The sequence below is a fragment of the Stenotrophomonas maltophilia group sp. P373 genome, from assembly GCF_053295075.1.
This window is the reverse complement of record NZ_CM129994.1, coordinates 1,364,871-1,387,915: the sequence shown is the minus strand read 5'-3', so window position 1 is coordinate 1,387,915 and position 23,045 is coordinate 1,364,871. Positions and strand designations below refer to the sequence as shown.

Here is a 23,045-nt window from a genome sequence, read left to right as displayed (position 1 = left end):
AGGTTGCCGGCCAGCGGCCGGCACGACCCTCATTCTTTGACCGGGGTGAACAGCAGGTCCTGGAAATCGAAACTGAAATCGGTCAGGTCGGAAATCGGCTGCATGCGCACCTCGCGCACCTTGCCATCCGGGTCCAGGCTGAAGTTCACGAACGCATCGGCGTTGAGCGAACGGTCGTCCCAACGCACGATGAAGGTGTCGTGCTGCCAGTGCTCCAGCCGCCCGCTCAGCTGCGCGGTCTTCGCAAAGCGCAGGCGCAGGCCCTTGCCTTCGGCGCTGATCTGCATGTCGCCATACCAGCGGTCACGGAAGCTGCCGGTGTAGCCGGCCAGCGCCAGCGATGGCCTGCTGCCCTTGTCGCGTGCGCTCTGGTGCTTGGCCCAGGCCTCGTCGGCCTTGTCCTGGCCCTTGGCCACGGCCTTGGCATAGGCGCCCACCCAATCGTGCTTTTCTCCGCCCAGGTAAGCGTCAAGCACGCTCAGGGTGATCGCATTGAACGCCGCGCCCACTTCCTGGTTGGTCAGCACCACAACGCCCAGCTTCTCGCCGGGCACCAGGGTCAACCGCGAGACCATGCCCGGCCAGCCACCGGTGTGCCAGACCAGCTTCTGCCCGCGGTAGTCGCTCAGGCTCCAGCCTTCGCCATAGCCGGCGAAGTTGGCCCGCGCCGGTGCCAGCTCCGGCACGCTGGGCGCCGGGATCGACTGCGGGGTGATCATCCGCCACATCTGCTGCTGGCTCTTTTCACTGAACAGCACCGTGCCATCGGCGAGCTTGCCTCCGGCCAGCTGCACCTGCATCCAGCGCGCCATGTCGTGCGCGCTGGAATAGATGCCGCCGGCGCCGGCATTGTTCGACCAGGTCAGTGGTGCGACGGTGCGCAGGTCCTTGAAATCGTACTTGGCGTGGCCGACCGCCGCCTTGTCACCTGGCTTCAGGTGGTCGGCGTTGTAGCGCGTGCCAGCCATCCCCACCTTGTCGAAGATGCGCGTCTGCAGGAACTGCTGGTAGCTCATGCCGGACACGCGCTCGATCACCTGTTGGGCGACCGCGTACAGGATGTTGTCGTAGGCATAGCTCTCGCGGAAGCCGCCCTTCAGCGGCACCCTGCCCAGTCGCTCCACCACTTCGGCGTTGCTGTAGGAGGTGGCCGGCCAGAACAGCAGGTCACCGGCGCCCAGGCTCAGCCCGCTGCGATGCGACAGCAGGTCGCGGATCGTCATCTGCCCGGTCACGAACGGATCGGACATGCGGAACGACGGCAGGTGATCGATCACCTTGTCATCCATCTTCAGCTTGCCGTCCTCGGCCAGCAGGTTCAGCGAGGTGGCGGTGAACGCCTTGGTATTGGAAGCGATGGCAAACAGGGTGTCGGCCTGCACCGGTTCCGGCTTGCCCTGCTCGCGCACGCCCCAGCCACGTTCCAGCACCACCTGGCCATCCTTGACTACGGCCACGGCGATGCCGGGCACGTCGAACTGCGTGCGCACGCGCTCGACGGTCGCATCCAGGTCCTGCAGCTGCTGCGGGGTCGCCGCATTGGCCATGGTCGTGCACGCCAGCAGCACGGCTCCTCCGATCCAGGTTTTCATCCAGCACCATCTCCGAACAGGGGTCGCGGCCATGTGCAGGCCGTCACCGGGGTTTCGCAGGATGGTAACGGTCGCCGATGCACCCTGCCCCGTGCCATAGGAGGGGTGTCATGGGCGGGAACGGCCAATCAAGCAACGGCTCCACCATCATTCCGTGCCTGCGCTACCGCGACGCGCTGGCCGCCATCGACTGGCTGCAGCGGGCCTTCGGCTTCCATGCCCAGGCCGTGTATGCCGATGGCGATACGGTCTTCCATGCGCAGCTGACCTTCGGCAACGGCATGATCATGCTCGGCTCGGCCAACAACCAGAGCGCGTGGAGTGAACACGCGGTCCTGCCCGGAGAAGTCGGCGGCCACCAGACCCAGAGCGCCTGCGTGATCGTCACCGATGTCGATGCGCACTATGCGCGGGCCAAGGCGGCTGGGGCACGCATCGTCATCGACATTGCCGACCAGGACTACGGCGGCCGCGGCTATGCCTGTGCCGATCCTGAAGGCTACCTGTGGTGGTTCGGCAGCTACGACCCCTGGCGCGAGGACCACAGCCAGTGAACGCTGCCGCCGCCAGCCAGATGGCGATCCGCTGCGGTATTGGCGGCTGGGTGTTTCCCGAGTGGCGCGGCGGCATGTTCTATCCGGTGGGACTGCCGCAGCGCGAGGAACTGGCCCATGCCAGCCGCGCCCTGCGCTGCATCGAGATCAACGGCACCTTCTACCGCACGCCGACTGCGGCCCAGTGCGCGCAGTGGGCCGCGCAGACGCCGGAAGGCTTCCGTTTCTCGATGAAGGCGCCACGCTACCTGGTGCAGCGCCGCGACCTGGCCAGCACCGTGGAAGCGGCCACGCCATTCCTGCAGGCGGCACTTGCGCTCGGTGACCGGCTCGGCCCGCTGCTGTGGCAGTTCGATCCGCACCATCCGGCCGACGCCGATGCATTGGAAGCGCTGATGGCGCAGCTGCCGAAGCAGCTCGAGGGCGTGCCGTTGCAGCACGCTCTGGAAGTGCGCAACGCCGAAGCACATGGACCGGCACTGGTCGCCGCCGCGCGCCGCCACGGCGTGGCGCTGGTGATCGAGGACAGCGACGAGGCGCCATTGCATGGCGATGTCAGTGCGGGCTTCGTCTACGCGCGGATCAAGCGCAGCCAGGCCCGCTTGAACGAGGGCCTGCCTGCACCCGTGCAGCAGCGCTGGGCTGAACGCGCGCGACGCTGGTCACGCGGCGAGCCGGTGGACGACCTGCCCTGCCTGGCCGGGTCCGCCCCGGAAACCCCGCGCGAGGTCTACCTGCTGTGCATCGGTGCCGGCAAGGCCCGCAACCCGGCCGCAGCGATGGCCCTGCAGCGCCTCATCGACGGCGCCAGCGGTCCAGCCCCTACAGCAGGGTCCAGCCCACCACGAACACGCCCGCAACGCGCAGCACGTTGAGCAGGAAGGCCGCCAGCCCCAGGCGTTGCAGTTCGAGGAATGGATACGGCGCCTGTCCGGTCATTGCAGCGACCAGCATCGCCCAGCCAAGGTAGACCAGCGGTACCAGCAGCACGCCGCCCAGCGCGCGCCAGCGCAGCGCCCCATGCGGCAGCAGCCACCACCACCCGAGCAGGTACAGCGCCGGCACAGCGTAGTGCAAACCGGCATCGACCCACCATTGCAGCCCGGTGGGCTGCCACAGCCCCTGCAACGCCAGCATGTAGATGCACGCGGTCACCCCGATGCACAACGCGATCGCCGCGGCGACAGTCGTGTCCAGCACACCCGCACGGATCAGCCTGACGCATCCCAGGCACACCGCCAGGTTGCTGAGAATCGTGAAGTAACCAACGAAGCGCAGTGTCGCCATGCCGACCCCGGCAGCCGCCCCGGGGCCGCGTACCAGCAACAGGTATTGCAGCAGCAACGCGGTGGCGGCCACCAGTGCAGTCAGTGCTGCCCATGCACGCAGGGCGGAGCGGTTGGCAGCCATTGCAGGGTTCCCCTGAGGAGTTTCCGCGAGCATGCCACAGGCGTCGCCGGCGACCGTACGATTGCCTCACAATAGGCCGATGAGCACACCCGACACCCGCAAAGCGCTGTGGCAGATCCATTTCTGTGTCCTGCTGTGGGGCATCACGGCCATCCTCGGCAAGCTGATCACCCTGCCCGCACTGCCGCTGGTGTGGTGGCGCATGCTGCTGGTGACGGCGATGCTGGCCCTGCTGCCGCGGGTCTGGCGCGGGTTGCGCACCCTGCCCCCGCGGCTGGTCGCCGGCTACGCCGGTATCGGCGCGCTGGTCGCCCTGCACTGGCTGACGTTCTACGGCGCGGTGAAGCTGGCCAATGCCTCGGTGGCTGCCACCTGCATCGCACTGGCACCGGTGTTCACCTCGATCATCGAGCCGTGGGTGGCCAAGCGGCCGTTCCAGCTGCGTGAGCTGGCGTTCGGCCTGGCGGTGCTGCCGGGTGTTGCGCTGGTGGTCGGTGGCGTGCCCGATGGCATGCGCCTGGGTGTGTTGATCGGCGCGATCTCGGCGCTGCTGGTGGCGGTGTTCGGTTCGCTCAACAAGCGCATGGTCAGCCATGCCGATCCGCTCACGGTCACCGCGCTGGAGCTGGGTGCCGGCACCCTCACCCTGACCCTGCTGGCGCCGCTGATGCCCTATCTGCTGCCGGCACTGGCCAGCCCGCTGTGGGTGGTCCCGAATCTGCACGACGGGATCCTGCTGTTGGTGCTGGCCGGGTTCTGCACGCTGCTGCCGTTCGCCCTGGCCCTGGTCGCGCTGCGCCACCTGAGCGCCTACACGGTGCAGCTGGTGACCAACCTGGAGCCGGTCTATGCGGTGGTACTGGCGGTGGTGCTGCTGCGCGAGCAGCACGAAGTCACCCCGTGGTTCTACCTGGGCGTGGCAATCATCGTCGGCGCGGTGTTCCTGCATCCGCTGCTGAACCGCCGCAAGCCGGTGCAGCATCCGGAAATCCTCGGCACGGCCGAAGCGCGCAACATCGCCGATTGAGTGCATCCACGCATGGCGTGAATGGCCGCATCAGCGCTGCGGCCAATGCCAGGCCGGCGCATCCAGCAGGCCCTGCCCGCTCAACAGCGTGCGGCCCTGTTCCTTGTACAGATGCAGCGAATGGCACCCTGGCGCCTGTTCCAACGCCGCGATCAGCCGGCTGGCGTGCGACACCACCCATACCTGGCTGCGCGCACTGGCTGCGATGATGAGCCGCGCCAGCGCCGGCAGCAGGTCCGGGTGCAGGCTGGTCTCCGGTTCGTTGAGCACCATCAGCGGCGGTGGGCGTGGTGTGTGCAGCGCCGCCGCCAGCAGCAGGAAGCGCAGCGTGCCGTCGGAGAGCTCGGCCATCGACAATGGCCGCAGCAACCCAGGTTGGTGGAAGCGCAGCGCCAGGCGTCCATCCAGCGCCTCGAAATCGACCGTAGCGCCCGGGAACGCGTCGTCGACGCTGCGTGCCAACGCAACCGGGTCGCCGATCTCGACGATGGTCACCCAGGCCGCCGCCAGGTCCCGGCCATCGTGATGCAGCACCGGCGTGCGCGTGGCCATCGCCGGTTGCCGCGCCGGGGCATCGCCATCGCTGCGGAAATGGTCATAGAAGCGCCAGCAACGGATGTACTCACGCAGGGTAATCGTTTCGGGCATGCGCTGCGGATCGCCGACCTGGGTGAACAGGCTGTCGAACAGCGACAACCGGTCATCCACCAGATCCCAACCGCGCGCATGGCGCTGCCGCACCATCGCCCCGCGACGATCGACCAGCAGGTTGGCGCTGCGCAGGAACGGCCCGGCCCAGATCGCCTCGGCCTTGATCTGCGGATCCAGCGCAAACGGCGAACGGCTGGGCGGCGGATAGCCCAGGTCGATGGCATAGCCGAATTCGTCGGTGGTGAAGCCCAGCTTCAGCCCCACCGATTCTTGGCGTGGGCCGCCCTGCAAGGGGATTTCGCCGGCAGCAACCCGACGGTCTATTTTTTCCGGGCCCGCCCACAGCGCCGAGCCCAGCCCACCTTCGCGGGCCAGCACTGCCGCGACGCCGCCCTGCGCGGTCTCGGCCAGCAGGCGCAGCGCGCGGTACAGGCTGGACTTGCCACTGCCATTGTCGCCGGTTACCACATTCAACTGCTGCAGCGGCAATACCAACCCGTGCAACGAGCGATAGTGGGCGATGGCCAGGGTCTGCAGCATGGTCGGCGTCCGGGGAAGACAGAGCGTCATGCTGCCCGCTCTTGATCGCAGGCGCTGCGACGCGATGTGAATCGGGAAGAGCATCCACGCATGGCGTGGATCTACCGGGCGGGGCGCTTCAGCCCGCTACTTCCACCCGGTTGCGGCCATTGCCCTTGGCCCGGTACAGCGCCTTGTCGGCACGTGCCAGCGTGTCGTCCACGCTTTCACCGGGCTGGTGCTGGGCGATGCCGATACTGATCGTGACCGGGAAGCCCAGTGGCAGGTCGGCCACGGCCAGGCGCAGGAACTCGCACTGAAGTTCGGCGGTGCGCAGGTCGGTTGCGGGCATCACTGCCACGAACTCCTCGCCGCCATAGCGCGCCGCCATGCCACGGCCGGCAAAGTGCGACCGCAGCAGCGCGCCCAGTTCGGCCAGCACGCGGTCGCCGGTGGCGTGGCCCTGGAAGTCGTTGATGTGCTTGAAATGATCGATGTCCAGCAGCGCGACGCAGGCCTCAGCGGGCTGCTCCCCGGTCATCGCCACGGCCTCGTCCAGCGCCGCTGCCATCGCGCGGCGGTTCGGCAGGCCGGTCAGCGCATCGGTGCGGCTCTGCTCGGCCAGGTCGGCGTTCTGCGCCAGCAGCACGTCGTGGTACTCCGACAGCAGGCGCTCATAATCATCGCGTTCCAGCATGTGGTTCTGGATGTCGAGCGCGAAACGGCGCAACTCCATCACCAGCATCACCTGCCGCGACAGCGCGGCCAGCGCCTCGGCCTTGTCGCTTGGCAGGTGCTGCGGCTGTGCATCGAACACGCACAGCGTACCCAGCGGCAGGCCATCGGAACTGATCAGCGGCGCACCGGCATAGAAGCGGATGTGCGGATCGCCGGTCACCACCGGGTTGTCGTGGAAGCGGATGTCCTGCAACGCATCCTCGACCACCATGATTTCGTGCGGCTGCAGGATGGCGTGGCCACACATCGATTCGCTGCGCAGATTCTCCGCCGCGTCGATGCCCTGGATCGACTTGAACCACTGCCGTTCGACGTCGATCAGGGTCACCGCCGCCATCGAGGTACCGCAGACCGCCTTGGCAATCGCCACCAGATCGTCGAATGACTTCTCGCGCTGCGAATCAAGGATCCGGTAGCGGTATAGCGCCTCGAGCCGAAGGGCTTCGTTGGCAGGCTTGTCGGGCTTGATCATGCAGCGTCACGTTCCGGCAGGTCACTGCGGAGTCTAGCCGATGTAGAGCCGAGCCCATGCTCGGCTGCACCCGGACAAAAGAGCAGCCGAGCATGGGCTCGGCTCTACAGAAGCCGTTTACCAGTCCAGCTGCTTCGGCAGCAGGCCCTGCAGCTCCTGCTCGGTCAGGTTGCGCCACTGGCCCGGCTTCAGCGCACCAATCTTGATGTTGTCGATGCGCACGCGGCGCAGCTGGGTCACGCGATAGCCGAACTCGGCGGCCATCAGGCGGATCTGCCGGTTCAAGCCCTGCTGCAGGGTGATGCGGAAACCGAACTTGGCGATGCGCGAAGTCTTGCATGGCAGCGTCATCTGGTCGTGGATGCGAACACCACGCGCCATGCCGCGCAGGAACTCATCGGTGACCGGCTTGTTCACCGCCACCAGGTATTCCTTCTGGTGGCCGTTCTCGGCCCGCAGGATCTGATTGACGATGTCGCCGTTGCTGGTCATCAGGATCAGGCCTTCGGACTCCTTGTCGAGGCGGCCGATCGGGAAGATGCGCTGTTCATGCCCGACGAAGTCGACGATGTTGCCCTTGACCGACGTCTCGGTCGTGCAGGTGACGCCGACCGGCTTGTTCAGCGCGATGTAGACGTGGCGGCGGGCGCCGGGCTTGCGGGCCACGCGCGCGCGCAGCGGCTGGCCGTCCACCAGCACCTGGTCTTCCTCGCCCACCACCGCGCCGGTGCCGGCCGGATGGCCGTTGACGGTGACCCGGCGGGCGGCGATCAGGCGATCGGCCTCGCGGCGGGAGCAGAAGCCGGTGTCGGCGATGTGTTTGTTGAGTCGGGTGGTCATCGCCCTATTATCCGGCATCGCCGCCCGCCGCGCTTCATGCCAGGCCGGGTGGATCGAGTTCTTCGCCGTCGAACACCCGGTTGCGGCCGGCACGCTTGGCCACGTACATGGCATGGTCGGCCCGGCGCAGCAGCGCGGCGAGATCGTCCTCGCCCGGCCGCCACTGCGCCAGGCCGATGCTGGCGGTGACCTCCAGGCCGGGCACCTGCAGCGCCCGGGCCGCCTCCGTGATGTGCCGGCGCAGGCGATCCAGGCGCGCCGACGCCGCCTCGCGGGGCATGCCCGGCATCAGCAGCAGGAACTCTTCGCCGCCCATCCGCACTACCTGGTCCTGGCTGCGTACCGCGGCACGCAATGCACGCGCCACCGCCACCAGCACCAGGTCACCCACGGCGTGGCCATGGCGGTCATTGATGTCCTTGAACAGGTCGATATCGAGGAAGCCGATCACCAGCGGGCCACGCTCGCGGTCAACCCGCTCCAGGTGGCGGGCCAACTGCTGCAGGCCGGCACGGCGGTTGGGCAGGCCAGTCAGGCCATCAGTCTCGGCCAGCTGGCGCAGTTCATCGCGCTGCTGGCGCAGGCGACCCAGCCGCTGGTTCAGTGCGTAGGCGGCCATCATCAGCAGCCAGGTCACCGCCAGCTGCAGGGCCTCCACGCGGTATTCCAGCAACCACGCCGCGCGGCAGGCGTCGGCCAGGATCAACACCAGCATCGGCGCCAGCGCCGCCAGCCCCGCCTGCGCCCAGCGGTCACCGCGCAGCCGTGCCCACACCCCAGCCATCAACGCCAGGCCACAGCCCAGCAGATAGGACACCTGCAGGCCCTGCGCCACCCAGGCCAGGCTGTCCCATGGCAGCCAGGGCACCAGTGCAGCCAACACCAGCAATCCCCAAAGCGCCACCAGCTGGAACGGACGCGAACGCGGCAACAGGCGATCACCGCCATTCAGCCGCCACAGCGCCGGCAGCACCAAGGCCTGCGTGGCCGCAGTCAACACCAGCAGCCACCAGGCACCGCGCTCGCCCACCGGCAACCAGGGTTCCGGATAGCCGCTGAGGCCACCGAGGATGGCCTGCCAAAGCACCAGCACGGTGGTACCGGCGATGTAGACCAGGAAACTGCGGTCGCGGGTGGTGAGGAAGGCCATCAGTGCCGACAACGCCAGTGCGATCGCCACGGCGATGCAGGCCGCGCGCACCAGCAGGCGGGCGGTATCGTTCTGCTGCACGGGACTGGGCGCGCCCAGCCGAAGGGTGGGTACCCAACGCGCCTTCAACGGCGTCTGCCACGACACCAGGAATGGATCGTGACTGCCCGCTGGCGGCACCGCCACCAGCCCGATGCCTGCGCGGAAGCGTGAGTCTCGGGTACGGGCATCGTGCATGTTGCCGCAGATCTCGCGATCGCCATACTGCACGCGGACTTCGCCAGCGAACACATTGAACACGTCCAGGGCCTGCGGTTGCCCCGACCAGCCGCCTGGCGGCGCAGGCACCTGCACCTGCTGCCGGTGACCGGCCAGCATGTCCGGCGTGCATGCGCGATGTGGAGTGGGTTCATCGGTGGCTGCGCCGACCAGCAGGTAATCGCGGCCGGCTTCGACGGCAGCGGCCCACAGTGGCCACGGCGTCGCCAACCACACCAGCAGTACGACCAGCACCGCCCCTGTTCCGTACTGCCACTGCCTGCCGCCCACGCCACGTCCTGTTCCTGCTTACGCCCGCGCCCACTGCGCGTCGCCCCTGGCAGGCATTATCGCAGCCGCGGCTGCAACGCATGCGTAGACCAAAGTCGCCGACGGCGTTCAACCTGCGGCAGGCGGGCCCTGCACCGCCACCAGGCGCACCGGCCGCAGGTCGGCCAGGGTCATCCGTTCCAGTGGCTGCGGTCGCTCGACCGCATAGCCCTGCAGGCCCTGCACCCCTAGCCGGGTCAGCGCGGCGGCGACTTCGGCGGTCTCTACCCATTCGGCCACCACCTCCATCTGCAGCTCGCGCCCCAGTTCACTGATCGCGCGCACGGTGGCGTGGCTGACCGGATCGGTATCCATGTCGCGCACGAAGGCCCCGTCGATCTTCAGGATGTCGGCCGGCAGCTGGCGCAGGTAGCCGAACGAGGACAGCCCGGAGCCAAAATCGTCCAGCGCCATCCGGCAGCCGCGCGCCTTCACCGCATCGATGAACGCGCGCGCCTGGCTGAGGTTGCTGATCGCTGCGGTCTCGGTGATCTCGAAGCACAGCTTGGAGGCCAGCGCGCGATTGCGCTCCAGCAGGTCGCAGACGAAGGCGAGGAAGCCGGGTTCGGCGATCGACTGCGCCGACACGTTGACGTTGCACAGTCCCAGCTGCCGCACATGCGCCGGGCACACCTGCAGGTGCCGGAACAGCAAGCCGAGCACGTGCCGGTCCAGCGCCACGGCCATGCCATAGCGCTCCACCGCCGGCATGAACTGGCCCGGCAGGTGCAGGCTGCCATCGCTGCCGCGCATGCGTACCAGCACCTCGTAGTGCAGGTAGGTGGGATCGCCGACGCGGGCGATGCGCTGCGCATACAGCACCATGCGGTTCTCGGCCATGGCCAGGCTGACGCCCTGCAGCCGCTCGGCTTCCCGGCGCCGTTCCTCCAACGCCATGCGGTTCTCGTTGAAGCAGTGCACGCGGTTGCGCCCGGCCTGCTTGGCCGCATAGCAGGCACTGTCGGCGGCGCTCATCAACCAGTTCACATCCGGTGCATCGGCGCTGACCTCGACCACGCCGATGCTGCAGCTCAACTGCGGGCTGCCCTCGCTCACCGGGAACGTCGCCTGCCCCAGATTGCGGATCACCCGCTGCAGCACGCGCTTGGCCTCGTCCTGCCCGGCATGGGCGAGGAACACCGCGAACTCGTCCGCACCCAGCCGGCCCACCCAGTCACCATCGCGCACCGCCGCCACCAGGTAATCGGCGAAGCTGCGCAGCATCTGGTCGCCGGCGGCATGGCCGAAGCTGTCATTGACCAGCTTGAAATGGTCCAGGTTGATGTAGCACAGCGCGTGCGTACCACCTTCGCTGCGCACCTGCAGCAGCGCGCGTTCCAGCAGGCGCTCGATCTCGCGCCGGTTGATCAGGCCGGTCAGCGGGTCATGGCTGGCGTGGTGCTCGATCTCGCGCGCCAGTGCATGGTTCTGGCTGACGTCTTCGATGATCGCGAACACCGACAGGCCACCGCCGGCGCTGCGCACACCGGTGCCGCTCCAGCGGCCCCAGACCAGGCTGCCATCACGACGGCGGAAGCGCAGTTCGCTCGGCCGCAGCTGGCGGTCCCAATCGATGCGCCCCACCCCATCAATGACCAGCTCGCCGTCCATCAGCAGGTCAGCCAGCGACAGCTGCAGCAGCATGTCACGACGATGGTCGAGGATGTCGGCCATCGCCTGGTTGGCCTCGATCACCTTGCCTTCGGTATCGAGCTTGAGCATGCCGACGTTGGCCTGGTAGAACGCTGCGCGGAAGCGGCTCTCGTGTTCGGTCAGGTCCTTGCCGACGCGGCGCGCCAGGGCCACCGCCATCAGGCTGATCGCCAGCACCGACAGGCCCGCGACCATCAACGTGGCCAACCTCACCAGCGTCGCCATCCGCAGCAGCGCCTGCGAGAACGCCTGGCTCTGCACCTTCATCCGCTGGTCCAGGTCGCGCAGCTGCTGCAGGTAGTGGTCACGCGTGGCTGCCAGTACGGGGCCACCCTCGTGCCGCCGCTGCAACTCATCGACCAGGCGCTGCAGCGCCATCAGGTCCCCGTCGGTCTGCCGCCATAACGCGGTCGCTTCGCGGAAGGCACCGATATCCCGCGCGTAGCGGAACGAAAACACCAGGCGCGGAATGTCGGCGTGCGCGTTGCCCCCCTGCAGGAAGCCCTGCCGGGCCTTCTCTTCGTCAGGCTCCGCCTGTTCCAGCGCCAACCGCGCCTGCAGATCGCCCAACGGCACCTGCAGGGCCTGGCGTGCATCGTCCAGGTCCTGGACATCACCGCGCGCCAGGTAGCGACTGAGCGCGGCGGTCGCATCCTGCTGACCGCGCGACCAGTATCCCTGGCCGGCGATCCAGGCGGTGGAGGCCGCCTGCAGTTCCTGGATCAACGCCGACAGTGCGACCAGTCCGATCGCCATGCCGGTCAACAACGCAAAACGCAGTCCCAGCCCCCGGGTCATCGGCACCCGCCGGCTCTGTTGGTCCGTGCCACTCCTACCCATCCCGGATCCCCCCGAATGTGCTGCGGTGACAACCTCCTTTGGAACCGGGCCAGCCTATGACCGGCAATGTGTTGACCATGCGAAAAAGGGGACGGAGGGGATTAAGTCGTTTTCGGCATAAGCGCATGGCCTGCCAAATACGACTTAATCCCCTCCGTCCCCTTTTCCTGTGCGCCAGCCCGGGGGCTGGCGTTGTTCTTGACGGCTGCGGGTGCGGCTTAGAAGCTGCGCGGGCCGCGCGGCTTGAAGCCATCACGACGTGGCGGGCGGCTGTCGCGGTCACCGCCGCGGTCGCCCCCATGGCCACCCGGACCACCCGGGCCGCCACGACGCGGGCCACCCGGGCCGCCCGGACCACGCTTGTCGAAGCGCGGCTTGAACGGGCGCGGGGCCGGATTGATCTCTTCACCGGCCGCCAGCGGACGCATCTGCAACTGCTGGCCGGACACCCACACCTTCTGCAGGTGCGACAGCACGTCCGGCGGCATCTGTGCCGGCAGGTCCAGCAGCGAGAAGTCGTCGTGGATGTCGATGCGGCCGATGAAGCGGCTTTCCAGGCCGGCTTCGTTGGCGATGGCGCCGACGATGTTGGCCGGCTTCACGCCGTGCTGGTGGCCCACCGAAATGCGGTAGGTCTCCATGCCCTGCTCCGGCGCACCACGCGGCGGAACCTCGCGGCGCGGACGCGGCTCGAAACCACCTTCGGCGTCGTCGCGACGCGGGCCACGCTCGAAGCGCGGCCCCCGTTCGTTGCGGTCGAAGCGATCGCCACGCTCCGGGCGGTCGCCACGGTCGAAGCGCTCGCGCGGCGCGCGCTCTTCACGCGGGGCACGCACCGGCGGCTGCAGCAGGAACGGGGTATCGCCCTGCAGCATCCGGGCCAGCGCGGCGGCGATCTCGATGGCCGGCACGTTCTGCTCGTTCTCGAAGCGCTCCAGCAGCTGGCGGTAGAAGTCCAGGCCGCCGGCGCCGAGCGTTTCGGTGATGCGCGAGGTGAACTTGTTGATGCGGGTGTCGTTGACCGCTTCCACGCTCGGCAGCTGCATCTCTTCGATCGGCTGGCGGGTGGCGCGCTCGATCTGGCGCAGCATGCCCTTCTCGCGCGGGGTGGCGAACAGGATCGCCTCGCCGCTGCGGCCGGCACGGCCGGTACGGCCGATGCGGTGCACGTAGCTCTCGGTGTCGTACGGGATGTCGTAGTTCAGCACGTGGCTGATGCGCTCCACGTCCAGGCCGCGGGCGGCCACGTCGGTGGCGACCAGGATGTCCAGCTTGCCTTCCTTCAGCATGGCAATGGTGCGCTCGCGCTGGGCCTGCTGCATGTCACCGTTGATGGCGGCAGCGGCCAGGCCACGCGCCTGCAGCTTGCTGGCCAGTTCTTCGGTGCCGGCCTTGGTGCGCGCGAAGATGATCATCGCGTCGAACGGCTCGACTTCCAGGATGCGGGTCAGCGCGTCCAGCTTGTGCATGCCGCTCACCCACCAGTAGCGCTGGCGGATGTTGGCCGAGGTGGTGGTCTTGGCCGCGATGGTCACTTCCACCGGGTCCTGCAGGTAGGTCTGCGCGATGCGGCGGATCTGCGGCGGCATGGTGGCCGAGAACAGGGCCACCTGGCGCTGCTCCGGCAGCTTCTTCAGCACGGCTTCCACATCGTCGATGAAGCCCATGCGCAGCATTTCATCGGCTTCGTCGAGCACCAGGGTCTTCAGCTCGGACAGGTCCAGGGTGCTGCGGTCCAGGTGATCGATCACGCGGCCGGGAGTACCGACCACGATGTGCACGCCACGGCGCAGGGCCGACAGCTGCTGGCCGTACGGCTGGCCGCCGTACACCGGCAGCACGCGGAAGCCCGGGATCTTCGACGAATAGGACTGGAATGCCTCGGCAACCTGGATGGCCAGCTCGCGGGTCGGCGCCAGGATCAGGGCCTGGGGCTTGATCTGCTGCAGGTCGATGTTGGACAGTACCGGCAGTGCGAACGCAGCGGTCTTGCCGGTACCAGTTTGGGCCTGGCCCAGCACGTCGCGGCCTTCCAGCATCGCCGGGATGGTGGCGGCCTGGATCGGCGACGGGGTTTCGTAGCCGATGGCGGTGACCGCCTGCATCACGGGCTCGGACAGGCCGAGCTGCGCGAACTGCAGCGGCGCTTGGGAATCTTGGGACATGGGGAACTCCGAAGGCACTGCCGTCTTCCTGGCAGTGCGATAAAAAGGGTGATGGTCCGCGCTTTGGGCGCCCTTCTTATCGCGTGCCCTGGCGCTGCTCGGTCGGAGGAGATTTCACTCGCTCAGAGCGGAATGATACCGCATTGATCCTGAACGAGGCGTACAGCTTTCCATGCGCGTGCCGTCGTGCCCCGTGCTGGCGCACAATACGCGCCCTCTCCCCGGCCCGGCCGCTGGCCTGCGCCCTCTTTCCAGGACCCCTCGCTCCATGCAGATTCTCGAATTCGACCTCGACGGCGACTACGTCGAACTCAAGCAGCTGTTGAAGCTGGCCGACCTGGTCACCAGCGGCGGCGAGGCCAAGATGGTCATCAGCGAGGGCCAGGTGCGGGTCGATGGTGAGGTCGAACTGCGCAAGGCCTGCAAGATCCGCGCAGGCCAGGTGGTCGAGTTCGCCGACAGCCAGATCCGCGTGCTGGCCGGTGGCTGATCCGAGAATGTTCAGGCCACGCGCTGGGTCAGGTGCGAGGCAATCAGCTGCCTGAACGGTGCCACGCCCTGCGCCACGCGCAGGCCCGCGGCCCGCAGCAGGCGTGCCGGGCGGCGATCGTCGGTGTACAGGCTGGCGATCGCATTGGTGGCCTCGTACAGCGGCCGCGACGCCAGTCGATGACCGCGCTGGTAGCTGGCCAGCATGCCGGCGGCGGCAATGTCGGCACCGCGCCGCTGCTGCGCGGCGATGCCCTGTGCCAGCCGCTGTGCGCTGGCCAGTCCCAGATTGAAGCCGTGCGCGGTGACCGGGTGCATGCCCACCGCGGCATCGCCGATCAGCGCGGAACGCTCGCCGACGAAACGGTGCGCGTACACCCCCACCAGCGGATACGCCTGCGCTGTGGCCACCGGCTGCATGCGGCCCAGGCGATGCTCGAAGCAGGCACTGATGGCGTCGCCGAAAGCCACCTCGTCCATCGCCAGCAGTTCTTCGATCTGCCGCGGCGGCAGCGTGATCACCGCCGATGCCTGGCCCTCGTTGAGCGGCAGCAGCGCCATGGTGCGGCAGTAGCCGAACCACTCCCAGGCCGTATGGTGATGGTCGCGCTCGACCTGCATGCGGCATACCAGCATCGACTTGCCGAAGTCGCGCATCTGCGCACCGATGCCAAGCATGCGGCGGGTGGCGGAGAAGCGGCTGTCAGCCGCGACCAGCAGGCGCGCGTGCAGTTGACTGCCGTCATCGAGTCTGACCACGTGGCCCTGCGCATCGGCCTGCACGCCCAGCACCTTGCGCCCGTCGAACAGCTCCAGCCCATCCTGGCCCTGCACGGCATCCCATGCAGCACGGCGGATCAGGTGGTTGGGCACCAGCCAGCCCAGCGGCTGGCCATCAGCCTGACTGCTGGCGAAGGTCAACGCGAACGGCGAGCCGCCGTTCATCACCCTGGCATCGCGCAGCTCGGCGACTTCGGCCTGCGGCAGGCGCTGCCACAGCCCCAGTTGCTCCATGCTCTGCCGCGAGGCATGGGTCAACGCGATCTCGCGGCCATCAAAGGCGGCTTCGGCCAGGGCCTGGCGCGGCTGCACTTCGACCAGCCCGACCTGCAGGCCACTGCCGGCCAGCGCACGCGCGAAGCACAGGCCCGCCGGTCCAGCGCCGACCACCACCACGTCCATCCTGCGCATGCGCGCCTCCTGCCGTTGATTCAGTCCGGGCCAGCATAGCGCCGCGCGCATGACTGGCCTTGATCTGGATCAGGCCCGGCTACAGCAGTGCGAACACCAGCGCCAGGATCGACAGCAGCGATACGAGCCAGACCAGGCTGCGCACGTAGGGCACGCCTGCGGCATACAGCGGCAGGTAGACCACACGCGCCCAGACGTAGGCCTGCGCAGCCAGCGCCGTGGTGTCGTTGCTGCGCCCGGCCACGACCACCGCGATGGCGGCAGCGGCGAAGAACGGGAACGTTTCCAGGAAGTTGGCCTGCGCACGCTGCAGGCGACCGGCCAGCGCGCTGAGCGGCTTTGCATCGCCATCGCGTGCCGAGGCATTCCACTTCATCCCGCGCTCGCGGGTGACCACGGTGGAGGTGGCGAAGATGTAGACAAAGCCCAGCAGCACCGACCAGGCCAGCATTGTCAGCTCAGTTGCCATCGTTCATCTCCTCAGGGTGCCGACGCGCGCAGGCTGTAACCGGCCAGGCGCCAGACCTGGTCTTCGTCGAAGCGGAACGAGACCAGCTCGCGCACCGGCTGCGCGCTGTTGGCGAAACGGGTCGGGAAGCTGACGTTGATGTACAGCCCTTCCGGCACCGCAGCACCGGCGCTGTACTTGACCCGGGTGATGGTGGGCTGGCCACGCCCGGCCAACGCACCCAGGCGCGCACGCTCGGTGGTCAGCTGGCTGACGAAGGCGGCCTTCGGCACCGCACGACGGGCGACGGCCGAAGCGCCATCCCACAGTTCGCCGGCGCGGTTGGCATCGACCAGCTGCGCCGCCTTCAACGCAGCCGCGCCCATCTCCGCGTCCTGCTTCTGCACCTGGGCCTGCTGCGCAGCGGTCAACGCCGGGGCACCGGCAGTGGCGGGCTTCGCAGCCGCCGGCGATGCGGGGGCCGGGCGTGCCGGAGCTGGTGCAGGCGTGGCCGGCGCAGGTGCCTGCGCCAACGCAGTCAGGGGCAGCAGGGACAGCAGCAGGAGCACGCGCTTCATGGACACCGCCGGTTTTCTGGAGAGAACCGCAGTCTACGCCAGCGCGGTGACTATGCTGTCAGCGTGCCGGGGCGTCGCCCTCCACCGCTGCCGCATCAGCCTGCGCGGCGGGCGCGGCGGCGTTCCCTGGCGCCTGTTCGGCCACCGGCGGGGGCTCCGGCGGCGCTGGTGGCAGCGTCGCCACATCGATCTCCGACAGCGGGCTTTCGTCGGGACAGACCGCGTCCGGGAAGCCGAAGCGCTGCTTCAACGCCTGGCCACAACTGTTGATCGACTCCATGTCGGCGCCTTCGCGCTTGCACTGCTGGTCGAAGGCGACCAGGAAGGCGTCCTTGCGCTGCACGAAATCGTCGCCGCAGGCACGCATCTGCTTGATCCGTTCCAGATCGTCCTGCACCGCATTGGTGCCATCCAGGCCGTACTGGCGCAGTTCGTCCGGGGTCAGCAGGCGCAGGCTGCGGTTGGGCACGGTCATCATCAGATCGGCCACACCGACCGCCACGCCGTTGCGCTGCAGGTAGTCCTTCACGTTGTCGTAGACCTCGTGCAGCTCGCGGTTGAGCTCGGCGCGCGAGGTGGCCTTGGAGCTGATGCGCATCATGCGGTGGATGCCGACCTTGCCCGACAGCAGGCGGTTGTCGCCGGCGGCCAGCACGAACACGCAGGCGCTGTGGCAGATCGAGCCTTCGCGCACCCAGATGGTCCAGCCCGATTCACCGATGCTGTCACCGGCGACGATCGCCGACTCCACCTGCCCGCCACTGGAATCCAGGTCAAGGATGCGCTTGTGGATCTTCTGCTGGTCGGCCACCACCGCCAGACGCCACATCATCTCGGCGAAGCCCGGATTGATCTTGCCGGCGTAACGCACGCGCATCAGGCCGCGCTCGGCGCACGGCGCCAGCGCCTGGGTGATCTGCTCGCGCTGCAGGCCTTCCAGCTCGACACCGTCGCCAGCCTCGCCGGCGTACTCGGTGCTGCAACTGATCCAGGCGCGTCCATTCTCCAGCTGCGCCTGCGGCCACGGCAGGTCCTCCCGGCTGCGCGGCGGTGCCGACGGCGGCGGTGCGTCAGCCGCATTGATCGACACCATGTTCTCGCCATCGCTGGACGGCGCCCGCGCGGCCTTGTCGGCGGCAGTCACATTGCCCGGATTCTCCAGCTGGCTGCAGCCCGCCAGGGCCAGGCACAACAGGGGCAACCAGCGGAGTTTGGCGGACATCGGGCAACCGGTCTTCACGTGAGCAAGAGCCACAGTCTACCCGTCCAGGCCGCGCATTCAGTGCGTGGTGATGAACCCCTTCTGACCCTTGGGGAAAAAGCGTGTCGACCAAGGTCGACACCTACCAGAGCGGGATGCCCTTCCGACAGATCGCAGGAACCTGTCGAAGGCGGGGTGGGTCCGGTTGCGGGAGTGTCCGCGGCATGGATGCCGCGGCCAAGCCCCCAAGGACGGGTTTACGGCGTCTCCCGCAACCGGGCCCACCCCGCCTCCCCACAGAAAACCAGCTTCTGCCGTTGCCGTTGCCGGCCAGCGGCCGGCACTACCGCGGGTGCCGGGCGCAGCCCGGCCTGACCCCCTTCAGCATCCATGTCCGAATGTGGCGAGTATCGCCGCCCGCACGGGCCTAGACTGGCGCCATGGACACCGCCCTCGCCCTCGACACCGCCGCCTGCGACCGCGCCCGCCTGGCCCGCGACGCACGCTTCGACGGCGTGTTCTTCACCGCCGTGCGCAGCACCGGCATCTATTGCCGCCCGGTGTGCCCGGCACCGCCGCCGAAGCCGCGCAACATCACCTACTTTCCGACCGCCGCGGCCGCTGCGGCCGCCGGGTACCGCCCCTGCCTGCGCTGCCGCCCGGAATTGGCACCGCAGGCCCAGCAGGCCCTGGCCGGACAGACCGTGCAGCGGGCACTGGCGCTGATCCACGGCGGCTTCCTGCAGGAGCAGCCGGTGGCCGATCTTGCAACGAAGCTCGGCCTCAGCGCGCGCCAACTGCAGCGCCTGTTCGTCGAACATCTCGGCGCAACGCCCGGGCAGATCCACGCAACCCATCGCCTGTTGCTGGCCAAACAGTTGCTGACCGAAACCACGCTGGCGGTGACCGACGTCGCGCTGGCTGCCGGCTACAACAGCCTGCGCCGCTTCAATACCGCGTTCCTGCAGGGCTGTGGGATGGCGCCGACCGCCCTGCGTCGCCAGCATCAACCGTTGGCTGCAGATGATGGCGGCCTGGTGCTGCGCCTGGGCTACCGTCCACCACTGGACTTCCCACGCATGCTGGCCTTCCTGCGCAAACGCAGCCTGCCCGGCATCGAACTGATCGGTGAAGACAGCTACCAGCGCGTATTGGGCGCGCCGGAGCGCCCCACCCTGCTGCGCGTCACCGCCGATCCAAAACGCCCGGAGCTGCGCCTGCAGTTGGGCGCGGTCGATCCGCGCCTGATACCGGACATCGTGCGCCGCGTGCGTCGCGTGTTCGATCTGGACGCCGACCTGCAGCAGGTCCACGCCGCGCTCGGCGAGGAACCCCTGCTGGCGCGTGGCATCGCCGAGCGTCCCGGGTTGCGCGTGCCCGGTGGCTGGGATGGCTTCGAGGTAGGTGTGCGCGCCGTGCTCGGGCAGCAGGTCAGCGTGGCCGCAGCGACCACCTTCGCGCGGCGCCTGGTCGATGCCTATGGCGCGCACCTGCCGGGCATGCCCTCGGACTTCGATCGCCAGTTCCCGGCACCGGACGTGCTGGCCGAGGCACCGCTGGAATCGATCGGCCTGCCGCGCAGCCGCGCCGCCACCGTGCGCGCCCTGGCCGCCGCCTGCGCCAGCGGCCGGCTCGACTTCGGGCCCGGCCAGGCCTTGGAGGAATTCGTTGCGCGCTGCGTTGCACTGCCCGGCATCGGCCCCTGGACCGCGCAGTACATCGCCCTGCGTGGCCTCGGCCAGCCCGATGCCTTCCCGGCCGGCGATCTTGTACTGCAGCAGGTGCTCGGCCACGCGCAGGGCCAGCGCCTGAGCGAACGCGCGACCGAAGCGCGCTCGCAACCCTGGCGCCCGTGGCGCGCCTACGCGGTGATGCACCTGTGGCACCTGTCCGGCACGTTCGTTGGAGAACCGACATGACCCTGTTGTTCGATCGTTTCGACAGCCCGATCGGCGTATTGAGCATCGCCGGTGACGAGCGTGGTCTTGCGCACGTGCTGTTTCCGGAGAACCGTCACCCCGCACGCGGGCGCGACGGCTGGCATTACGCACCGGATGCACTGCCGGAGGCACGCGAACAGCTGCTGCAGTTCCTGCACGGTGAACGCAGCCGGTTCGACCTGCAGCTGGCACCACGCGGCACGCCGTTCCAGCTGCGCGTGTGGCAGGCGCTGGCGTTGATTCCGTTCGGCCAGACCTGGAGCTATCTGCAGTTGGCGCAGCACCTGGGACAACCCAGCGCGACCCGCGCGGTGGGCGCGGCCAATGGCCGCAATCCATTGCCGATCATCCTGCCCTGCCACCGCGTGATCGGCAGCAACGGTGCACTGACCGGCTTCGGTGGCGGCCTGGAAACGAAGGCCGCGCTGCTGCGGCTGGAACAGCGCCAGGCCCCGCTGTTCGCCTGAGAGGGCCGGCCGGGCTGCGCCCGGCACCCGCAGAGGCAACGGCAAGGTCAAGAGCCAATACAGCTCCGATTTTCTACGCGTTGGGTGGGGCAGTATGGGTGGGCAGGACACGCCGTAAACCCATCCATGGGGGCTCGATGGCGCCATCCATGGCGCCAACGGTCCTGCCCACCCACACCGCCCCACCTTCGACAGATTCCCGCGGCGGTGGATAGGTGTCGACCTTGGTCGACGCGGTAGATCCACGCCATGCGTGTATGGAAGCGTCTGTAAACTGTCTGGAGAAAAGCCCCCTTCTTGTTGAAGGGGGCGCGTCGACAGGCGCGGGGATAAGGAAAAAATGCGCGGAGACGGCGCGCGATAGTGCGCCGTGTCTTGGGCGCGTCATTACCTCGCACTATCATGCGCGGATGACTTCCGTACGCCTGACCTGTGCGCTGGCGCTGCTGCTGCCCCTGGCTGCCTGCACCACCGCGCCCCCCCCCTCCGCCTCCGTTCCCACTTCCATCGCTGCGGCGGCACCGCCGAAGCTGCTGCTGATCTCCATCGACGGCCTGCGCGCCGATGCGCTGGACCGCAGCCTGACCCCGAACCTGCAACGCCTGATCGATGGCGGCGTGCGCGCACGCTGGATGACCCCGTCCTATCCGTCGCTGACCTTCCCGAATCACTACACCCTCGTTACCGGCCTGCGCCCGGACCACCACGGCATCGTCAACAACAGCATGGACGATGAAGCACTGGGCCGGTTCGAGCTGAGCAATCGCGAAGCGGTTACCACCAGTGGCTGGTGGGGCGGCGAACCGATCTGGGTCGGCGCCGAGAATGCTGGCGTGCGTTCGGCCACCACGTCATGGCCGGGCAGTGAATCGGAGATCCGTGGCGTACGCCCCAGCCAGTGGCGCATCTACGACGGCAAGGAGCCGCTGGAACAGCGCGCCGGCATCGTGCTCGATTGGCTGTCACAGACCGACGCCGATGCCCCCCGCCTGACCACGCTGTACATGGAACACGTGGACAAGGCAGGTCACAACTACGGCCCCGAGTCGAAGCAGTACGCCGACGCCATCGTGCGCGCCGACCAGATCGTCGGCCAGGTGCTCGACGGACTCCAGCAACGTGGGCTGGCCGCAACAACCAATGTGATCGTGGTCTCCGACCATGGCATGGCCAGTGTCCCCGCTGGCCAGGTGATCGCCACCGAATCGATGGTCGACCCGGCGATTGCGCGCAATGTCAGCCAGGGCCAGTCGGTCGGCTTCGCACCGGTGGTCGGCCATGAAGCCGCCGCCGAACGCGCTCTGCTCGGCCGCCACGCGCACTACGAATGCTGGAAGAAAGAAAAACTGCCGGCGCGCCTGCACTACGGCACCCATCCGCGCATTCCCGCCATTGTCTGCATGATGGATGAAGGCTGGGATGCCCTGCATCAGGAAAAGATCGCCAAGCGCGAACAGCAGGACCGCGGCTCGCACGGCTACGACAACGCGCTGCCGTCCATGCGCGCGGTGTTCGTGGCCAGTGGCCCGTCGTTCCGCCAGGGCCTGGTGATCGATGGCTTCGACAATGTCGATGTCTATCCACTGCTGGCACACCTTCTGCAGGTACCAGCCGCGCCGAACGACGGCAACCCGGAAACGCTGAAGAAGACCCTGCGCTGATCCGGTTGTAGAGCCGAGCCCACGCTCGGCTGCATTGCGCCAGCCGGGCATGGGCTCGGCTCTGCAAAATCATGCATAAAAAAACGCGGCGCCAGGCGCCGCGTTTTTCCTTGGACCAGTCGCGCGGCCGGATCAGGCCTTGGCGACGGCCTTCTTCGCCACGGCCTTCTTCGCCGGAGCCTTGGCCACGGTCTTCTTGGCAACCGGGGCGGCGGCGCCTACGGCGACCTTGCTCGCGGTATGCGAACGGGCGTTGCCGTAGCTGGCGTTGTAGCGCTTGCCCTTGGCGGTCTTGCGGTCACCCTTACCCATGTCTTCAACTCCTCAAGTGTGAAATCTGGTTACCCCGTACTGACACGGGTTCGGCGGGGCCGCCTTGCTGGGCGCCCCCGCGCACGATCGAAAATCCTATCATGGAGCGCCTAGTGCGCGCAGCTGGCGTCGTGTACGTGGCCGTGGTTCAGGCGCAGATTGACCAGATGGGCAACGCCCACCAGCAGGCCACCGATGGTCATCACCACCGCATGCGGCACGGCGTTGTGATGCAGCGGCTCGTACAGCACGCCGGCCCACAGCGCGACCAGGCCGGGGATCAGGAAGCCCAGCGCACGCAGCGCGCCATGGCGGCGGTAACCCCAGACCAGACTGAACAGCCCAAGCAGGGTCACGAACAGCACCAGGGCCTGTTCAACGCCGTCGCTCAGCCAGAACGACAGGCCCAGCGAGGGCGCTGCCGCCAGCAGCACCGGGATGACTGCGCAATGCACCGCGCACAGCATCGAACCGGTGGCACCGAAACGGTCGAGCAGGTGGCGCAGGCGTGAGGACAAGGACATGACTTCCAGCAGGGTCGGCGAATCGTTATGGAATA

The 23,045-nt window shown here is 68.0% G+C and carries 21 protein-coding genes; 7 read left to right on the top strand and 14 right to left on the bottom strand.

The genetic code is table 11. From position 1 onward, the window contains the following. Positions 1–29: 29 nt before the first annotated feature. Positions 30–1,592 (bottom strand): serine hydrolase, encoded by a 1,563-nt coding sequence (locus ACSYHF_RS06370; RefSeq protein ID WP_134955430.1) that lies wholly within the window; start codon positions 1,590–1,592, stop codon positions 30–32. Between the two features lie 110 nt (positions 1,593–1,702). Here ACSYHF_RS06370 and ACSYHF_RS06365 point away from each other — a divergent pair, with 110 nt between their 5' ends. Both ACSYHF_RS06365 and ACSYHF_RS06360 read left to right on the top strand, forming a co-directional pair. Further along, positions 1,703–2,146, top strand: coding sequence for a VOC family protein (locus ACSYHF_RS06365; RefSeq protein WP_447576183.1), 444 nt, complete (start codon positions 1,703–1,705; stop codon positions 2,144–2,146). 20 nt (positions 2,147–2,166) lie between these two features. After that, positions 2,167–3,021 (top strand): DUF72 domain-containing protein, encoded by an 855-nt coding sequence (locus ACSYHF_RS06360; protein WP_447576425.1) that lies wholly within the window; start codon positions 2,167–2,169, stop codon positions 3,019–3,021. On the opposite strand, the gene ACSYHF_RS06355 is transcribed toward ACSYHF_RS06360, so the two are convergent. Continuing rightward, positions 2,969–3,556, bottom strand: a complete 588-nt coding sequence (locus tag ACSYHF_RS06355) for a Pr6Pr family membrane protein (protein ID WP_447576182.1) — start codon at positions 3,554–3,556, stop codon at positions 2,969–2,971. The genes ACSYHF_RS06360 and ACSYHF_RS06355 overlap by 53 nt on opposite strands. A gap of 79 nt (positions 3,557–3,635) precedes the next feature. On the opposite strand from ACSYHF_RS06355, the gene ACSYHF_RS06350 reads away from it, so the two are divergent. Beyond that, a complete protein-coding gene (locus tag ACSYHF_RS06350; RefSeq protein WP_005415820.1) occupies positions 3,636–4,583 on the top strand; it encodes a DMT family transporter in 948 nt (315 codons plus the stop codon). Between the two features lie 30 nt (positions 4,584–4,613). On the opposite strand, the gene ACSYHF_RS06345 is transcribed toward ACSYHF_RS06350, so the two are convergent. From ACSYHF_RS06345 to ACSYHF_RS06320, 6 genes are all read right to left on the bottom strand, one after another. Beyond that, positions 4,614–5,774, bottom strand: a complete 1,161-nt coding sequence (locus ACSYHF_RS06345) for an AAA family ATPase (RefSeq protein ID WP_111174795.1) — start codon at positions 5,772–5,774, stop codon at positions 4,614–4,616. Positions 5,775–5,892: 118 nt separating this feature from the next. Beyond that, positions 5,893–6,963, bottom strand: coding sequence for a sensor domain-containing diguanylate cyclase (locus ACSYHF_RS06340; RefSeq protein ID WP_447576181.1), 1,071 nt, complete (start codon positions 6,961–6,963; stop codon positions 5,893–5,895). Positions 6,964–7,080: 117 nt separating this feature from the next. Then, positions 7,081–7,803 (bottom strand): pseudouridine synthase, encoded by a 723-nt coding sequence (locus tag ACSYHF_RS06335; RefSeq protein WP_005408708.1) that lies wholly within the window; start codon positions 7,801–7,803, stop codon positions 7,081–7,083. Positions 7,804–7,837: 34 nt separating this feature from the next. After that, a complete protein-coding gene (locus ACSYHF_RS06330) occupies positions 7,838–9,502 on the bottom strand; it encodes a sensor domain-containing diguanylate cyclase (RefSeq protein ID WP_338167426.1) in 1,665 nt (554 codons plus the stop codon). A gap of 108 nt (positions 9,503–9,610) precedes the next feature. Then, positions 9,611–12,034, bottom strand: a complete 2,424-nt coding sequence (locus ACSYHF_RS06325) for a putative bifunctional diguanylate cyclase/phosphodiesterase (RefSeq protein WP_134956251.1) — start codon at positions 12,032–12,034, stop codon at positions 9,611–9,613. Positions 12,035–12,252: 218 nt separating this feature from the next. Next, entirely contained in the window at positions 12,253–14,199 is a 1,947-nt protein-coding gene (locus ACSYHF_RS06320; RefSeq protein ID WP_005415815.1) for a DEAD/DEAH box helicase, read from the bottom strand. Between the two features lie 268 nt (positions 14,200–14,467). Here ACSYHF_RS06320 and ACSYHF_RS06315 point away from each other — a divergent pair, with 268 nt between their 5' ends. Next, positions 14,468–14,689 carry an RNA-binding S4 domain-containing protein gene (locus tag ACSYHF_RS06315; protein WP_005415814.1) on the top strand — a complete coding sequence of 74 codons (222 nt, stop codon included), beginning with the start codon at positions 14,468–14,470 and terminating at the stop codon, positions 14,687–14,689. Between the two features lie 11 nt (positions 14,690–14,700). On the opposite strand, the gene ubiM is transcribed toward ACSYHF_RS06315, so the two are convergent. From ubiM to ACSYHF_RS06295, 4 genes are all read right to left on the bottom strand, one after another. Next, positions 14,701–15,879: a 5-demethoxyubiquinol-8 5-hydroxylase UbiM gene (gene ubiM, locus ACSYHF_RS06310; RefSeq protein ID WP_447576180.1), complete on the bottom strand. Its 1,179-nt coding sequence runs from the start codon at positions 15,877–15,879 to the stop codon at positions 14,701–14,703. Between the two features lie 79 nt (positions 15,880–15,958). Continuing rightward, positions 15,959–16,348 carry an MAPEG family protein gene (locus ACSYHF_RS06305; RefSeq protein WP_095379034.1) on the bottom strand — a complete coding sequence of 130 codons (390 nt, stop codon included), beginning with the start codon at positions 16,346–16,348 and terminating at the stop codon, positions 15,959–15,961. A gap of 11 nt (positions 16,349–16,359) precedes the next feature. Next, positions 16,360–16,905 carry a DUF4019 domain-containing protein gene (locus ACSYHF_RS06300; protein WP_111127929.1) on the bottom strand — a complete coding sequence of 182 codons (546 nt, stop codon included), beginning with the start codon at positions 16,903–16,905 and terminating at the stop codon, positions 16,360–16,362. A gap of 58 nt (positions 16,906–16,963) precedes the next feature. After that, complete coding sequence (locus ACSYHF_RS06295; protein WP_447576179.1) at positions 16,964–18,127, bottom strand: hypothetical protein; 1,164 nt, start codon at positions 18,125–18,127, stop codon at positions 16,964–16,966. A 419-nt stretch (positions 18,128–18,546) separates the two neighbouring features. On the opposite strand from ACSYHF_RS06295, the gene ACSYHF_RS06290 reads away from it, so the two are divergent. The 3 genes from ACSYHF_RS06290 (at position 18,547) to ACSYHF_RS06280 (ending at position 22,174) form a co-directional block, all read left to right on the top strand. Next, positions 18,547–20,025: a DNA-3-methyladenine glycosylase 2 family protein gene (locus ACSYHF_RS06290; protein ID WP_447576178.1), complete on the top strand. Its 1,479-nt coding sequence runs from the start codon at positions 18,547–18,549 to the stop codon at positions 20,023–20,025. Continuing rightward, positions 20,022–20,513 carry a methylated-DNA--[protein]-cysteine S-methyltransferase gene (locus ACSYHF_RS06285; protein ID WP_447576177.1) on the top strand — a complete coding sequence of 164 codons (492 nt, stop codon included), beginning with the start codon at positions 20,022–20,024 and terminating at the stop codon, positions 20,511–20,513. Before ACSYHF_RS06290 ends, ACSYHF_RS06285 begins: the two co-directional genes overlap by 4 nt. Positions 20,514–20,923: 410 nt before the next feature. Beyond that, entirely contained in the window at positions 20,924–22,174 is a 1,251-nt protein-coding gene (locus ACSYHF_RS06280; protein ID WP_065197076.1) for an alkaline phosphatase family protein, read from the top strand. A 132-nt stretch (positions 22,175–22,306) separates the two neighbouring features. Here ACSYHF_RS06280 and ACSYHF_RS06275 read toward each other — a convergent pair whose 3' ends face one another. Then, entirely contained in the window at positions 22,307–22,486 is a 180-nt protein-coding gene (locus ACSYHF_RS06275) for a 30S ribosomal protein THX (protein ID WP_004150462.1), read from the bottom strand. 110 nt (positions 22,487–22,596) lie between these two features. After that, positions 22,597–23,010, bottom strand: a complete 414-nt coding sequence (locus ACSYHF_RS06270; RefSeq protein ID WP_005415804.1) for a MerC domain-containing protein — start codon at positions 23,008–23,010, stop codon at positions 22,597–22,599. Positions 23,011–23,045 lie beyond the last annotated feature (35 nt).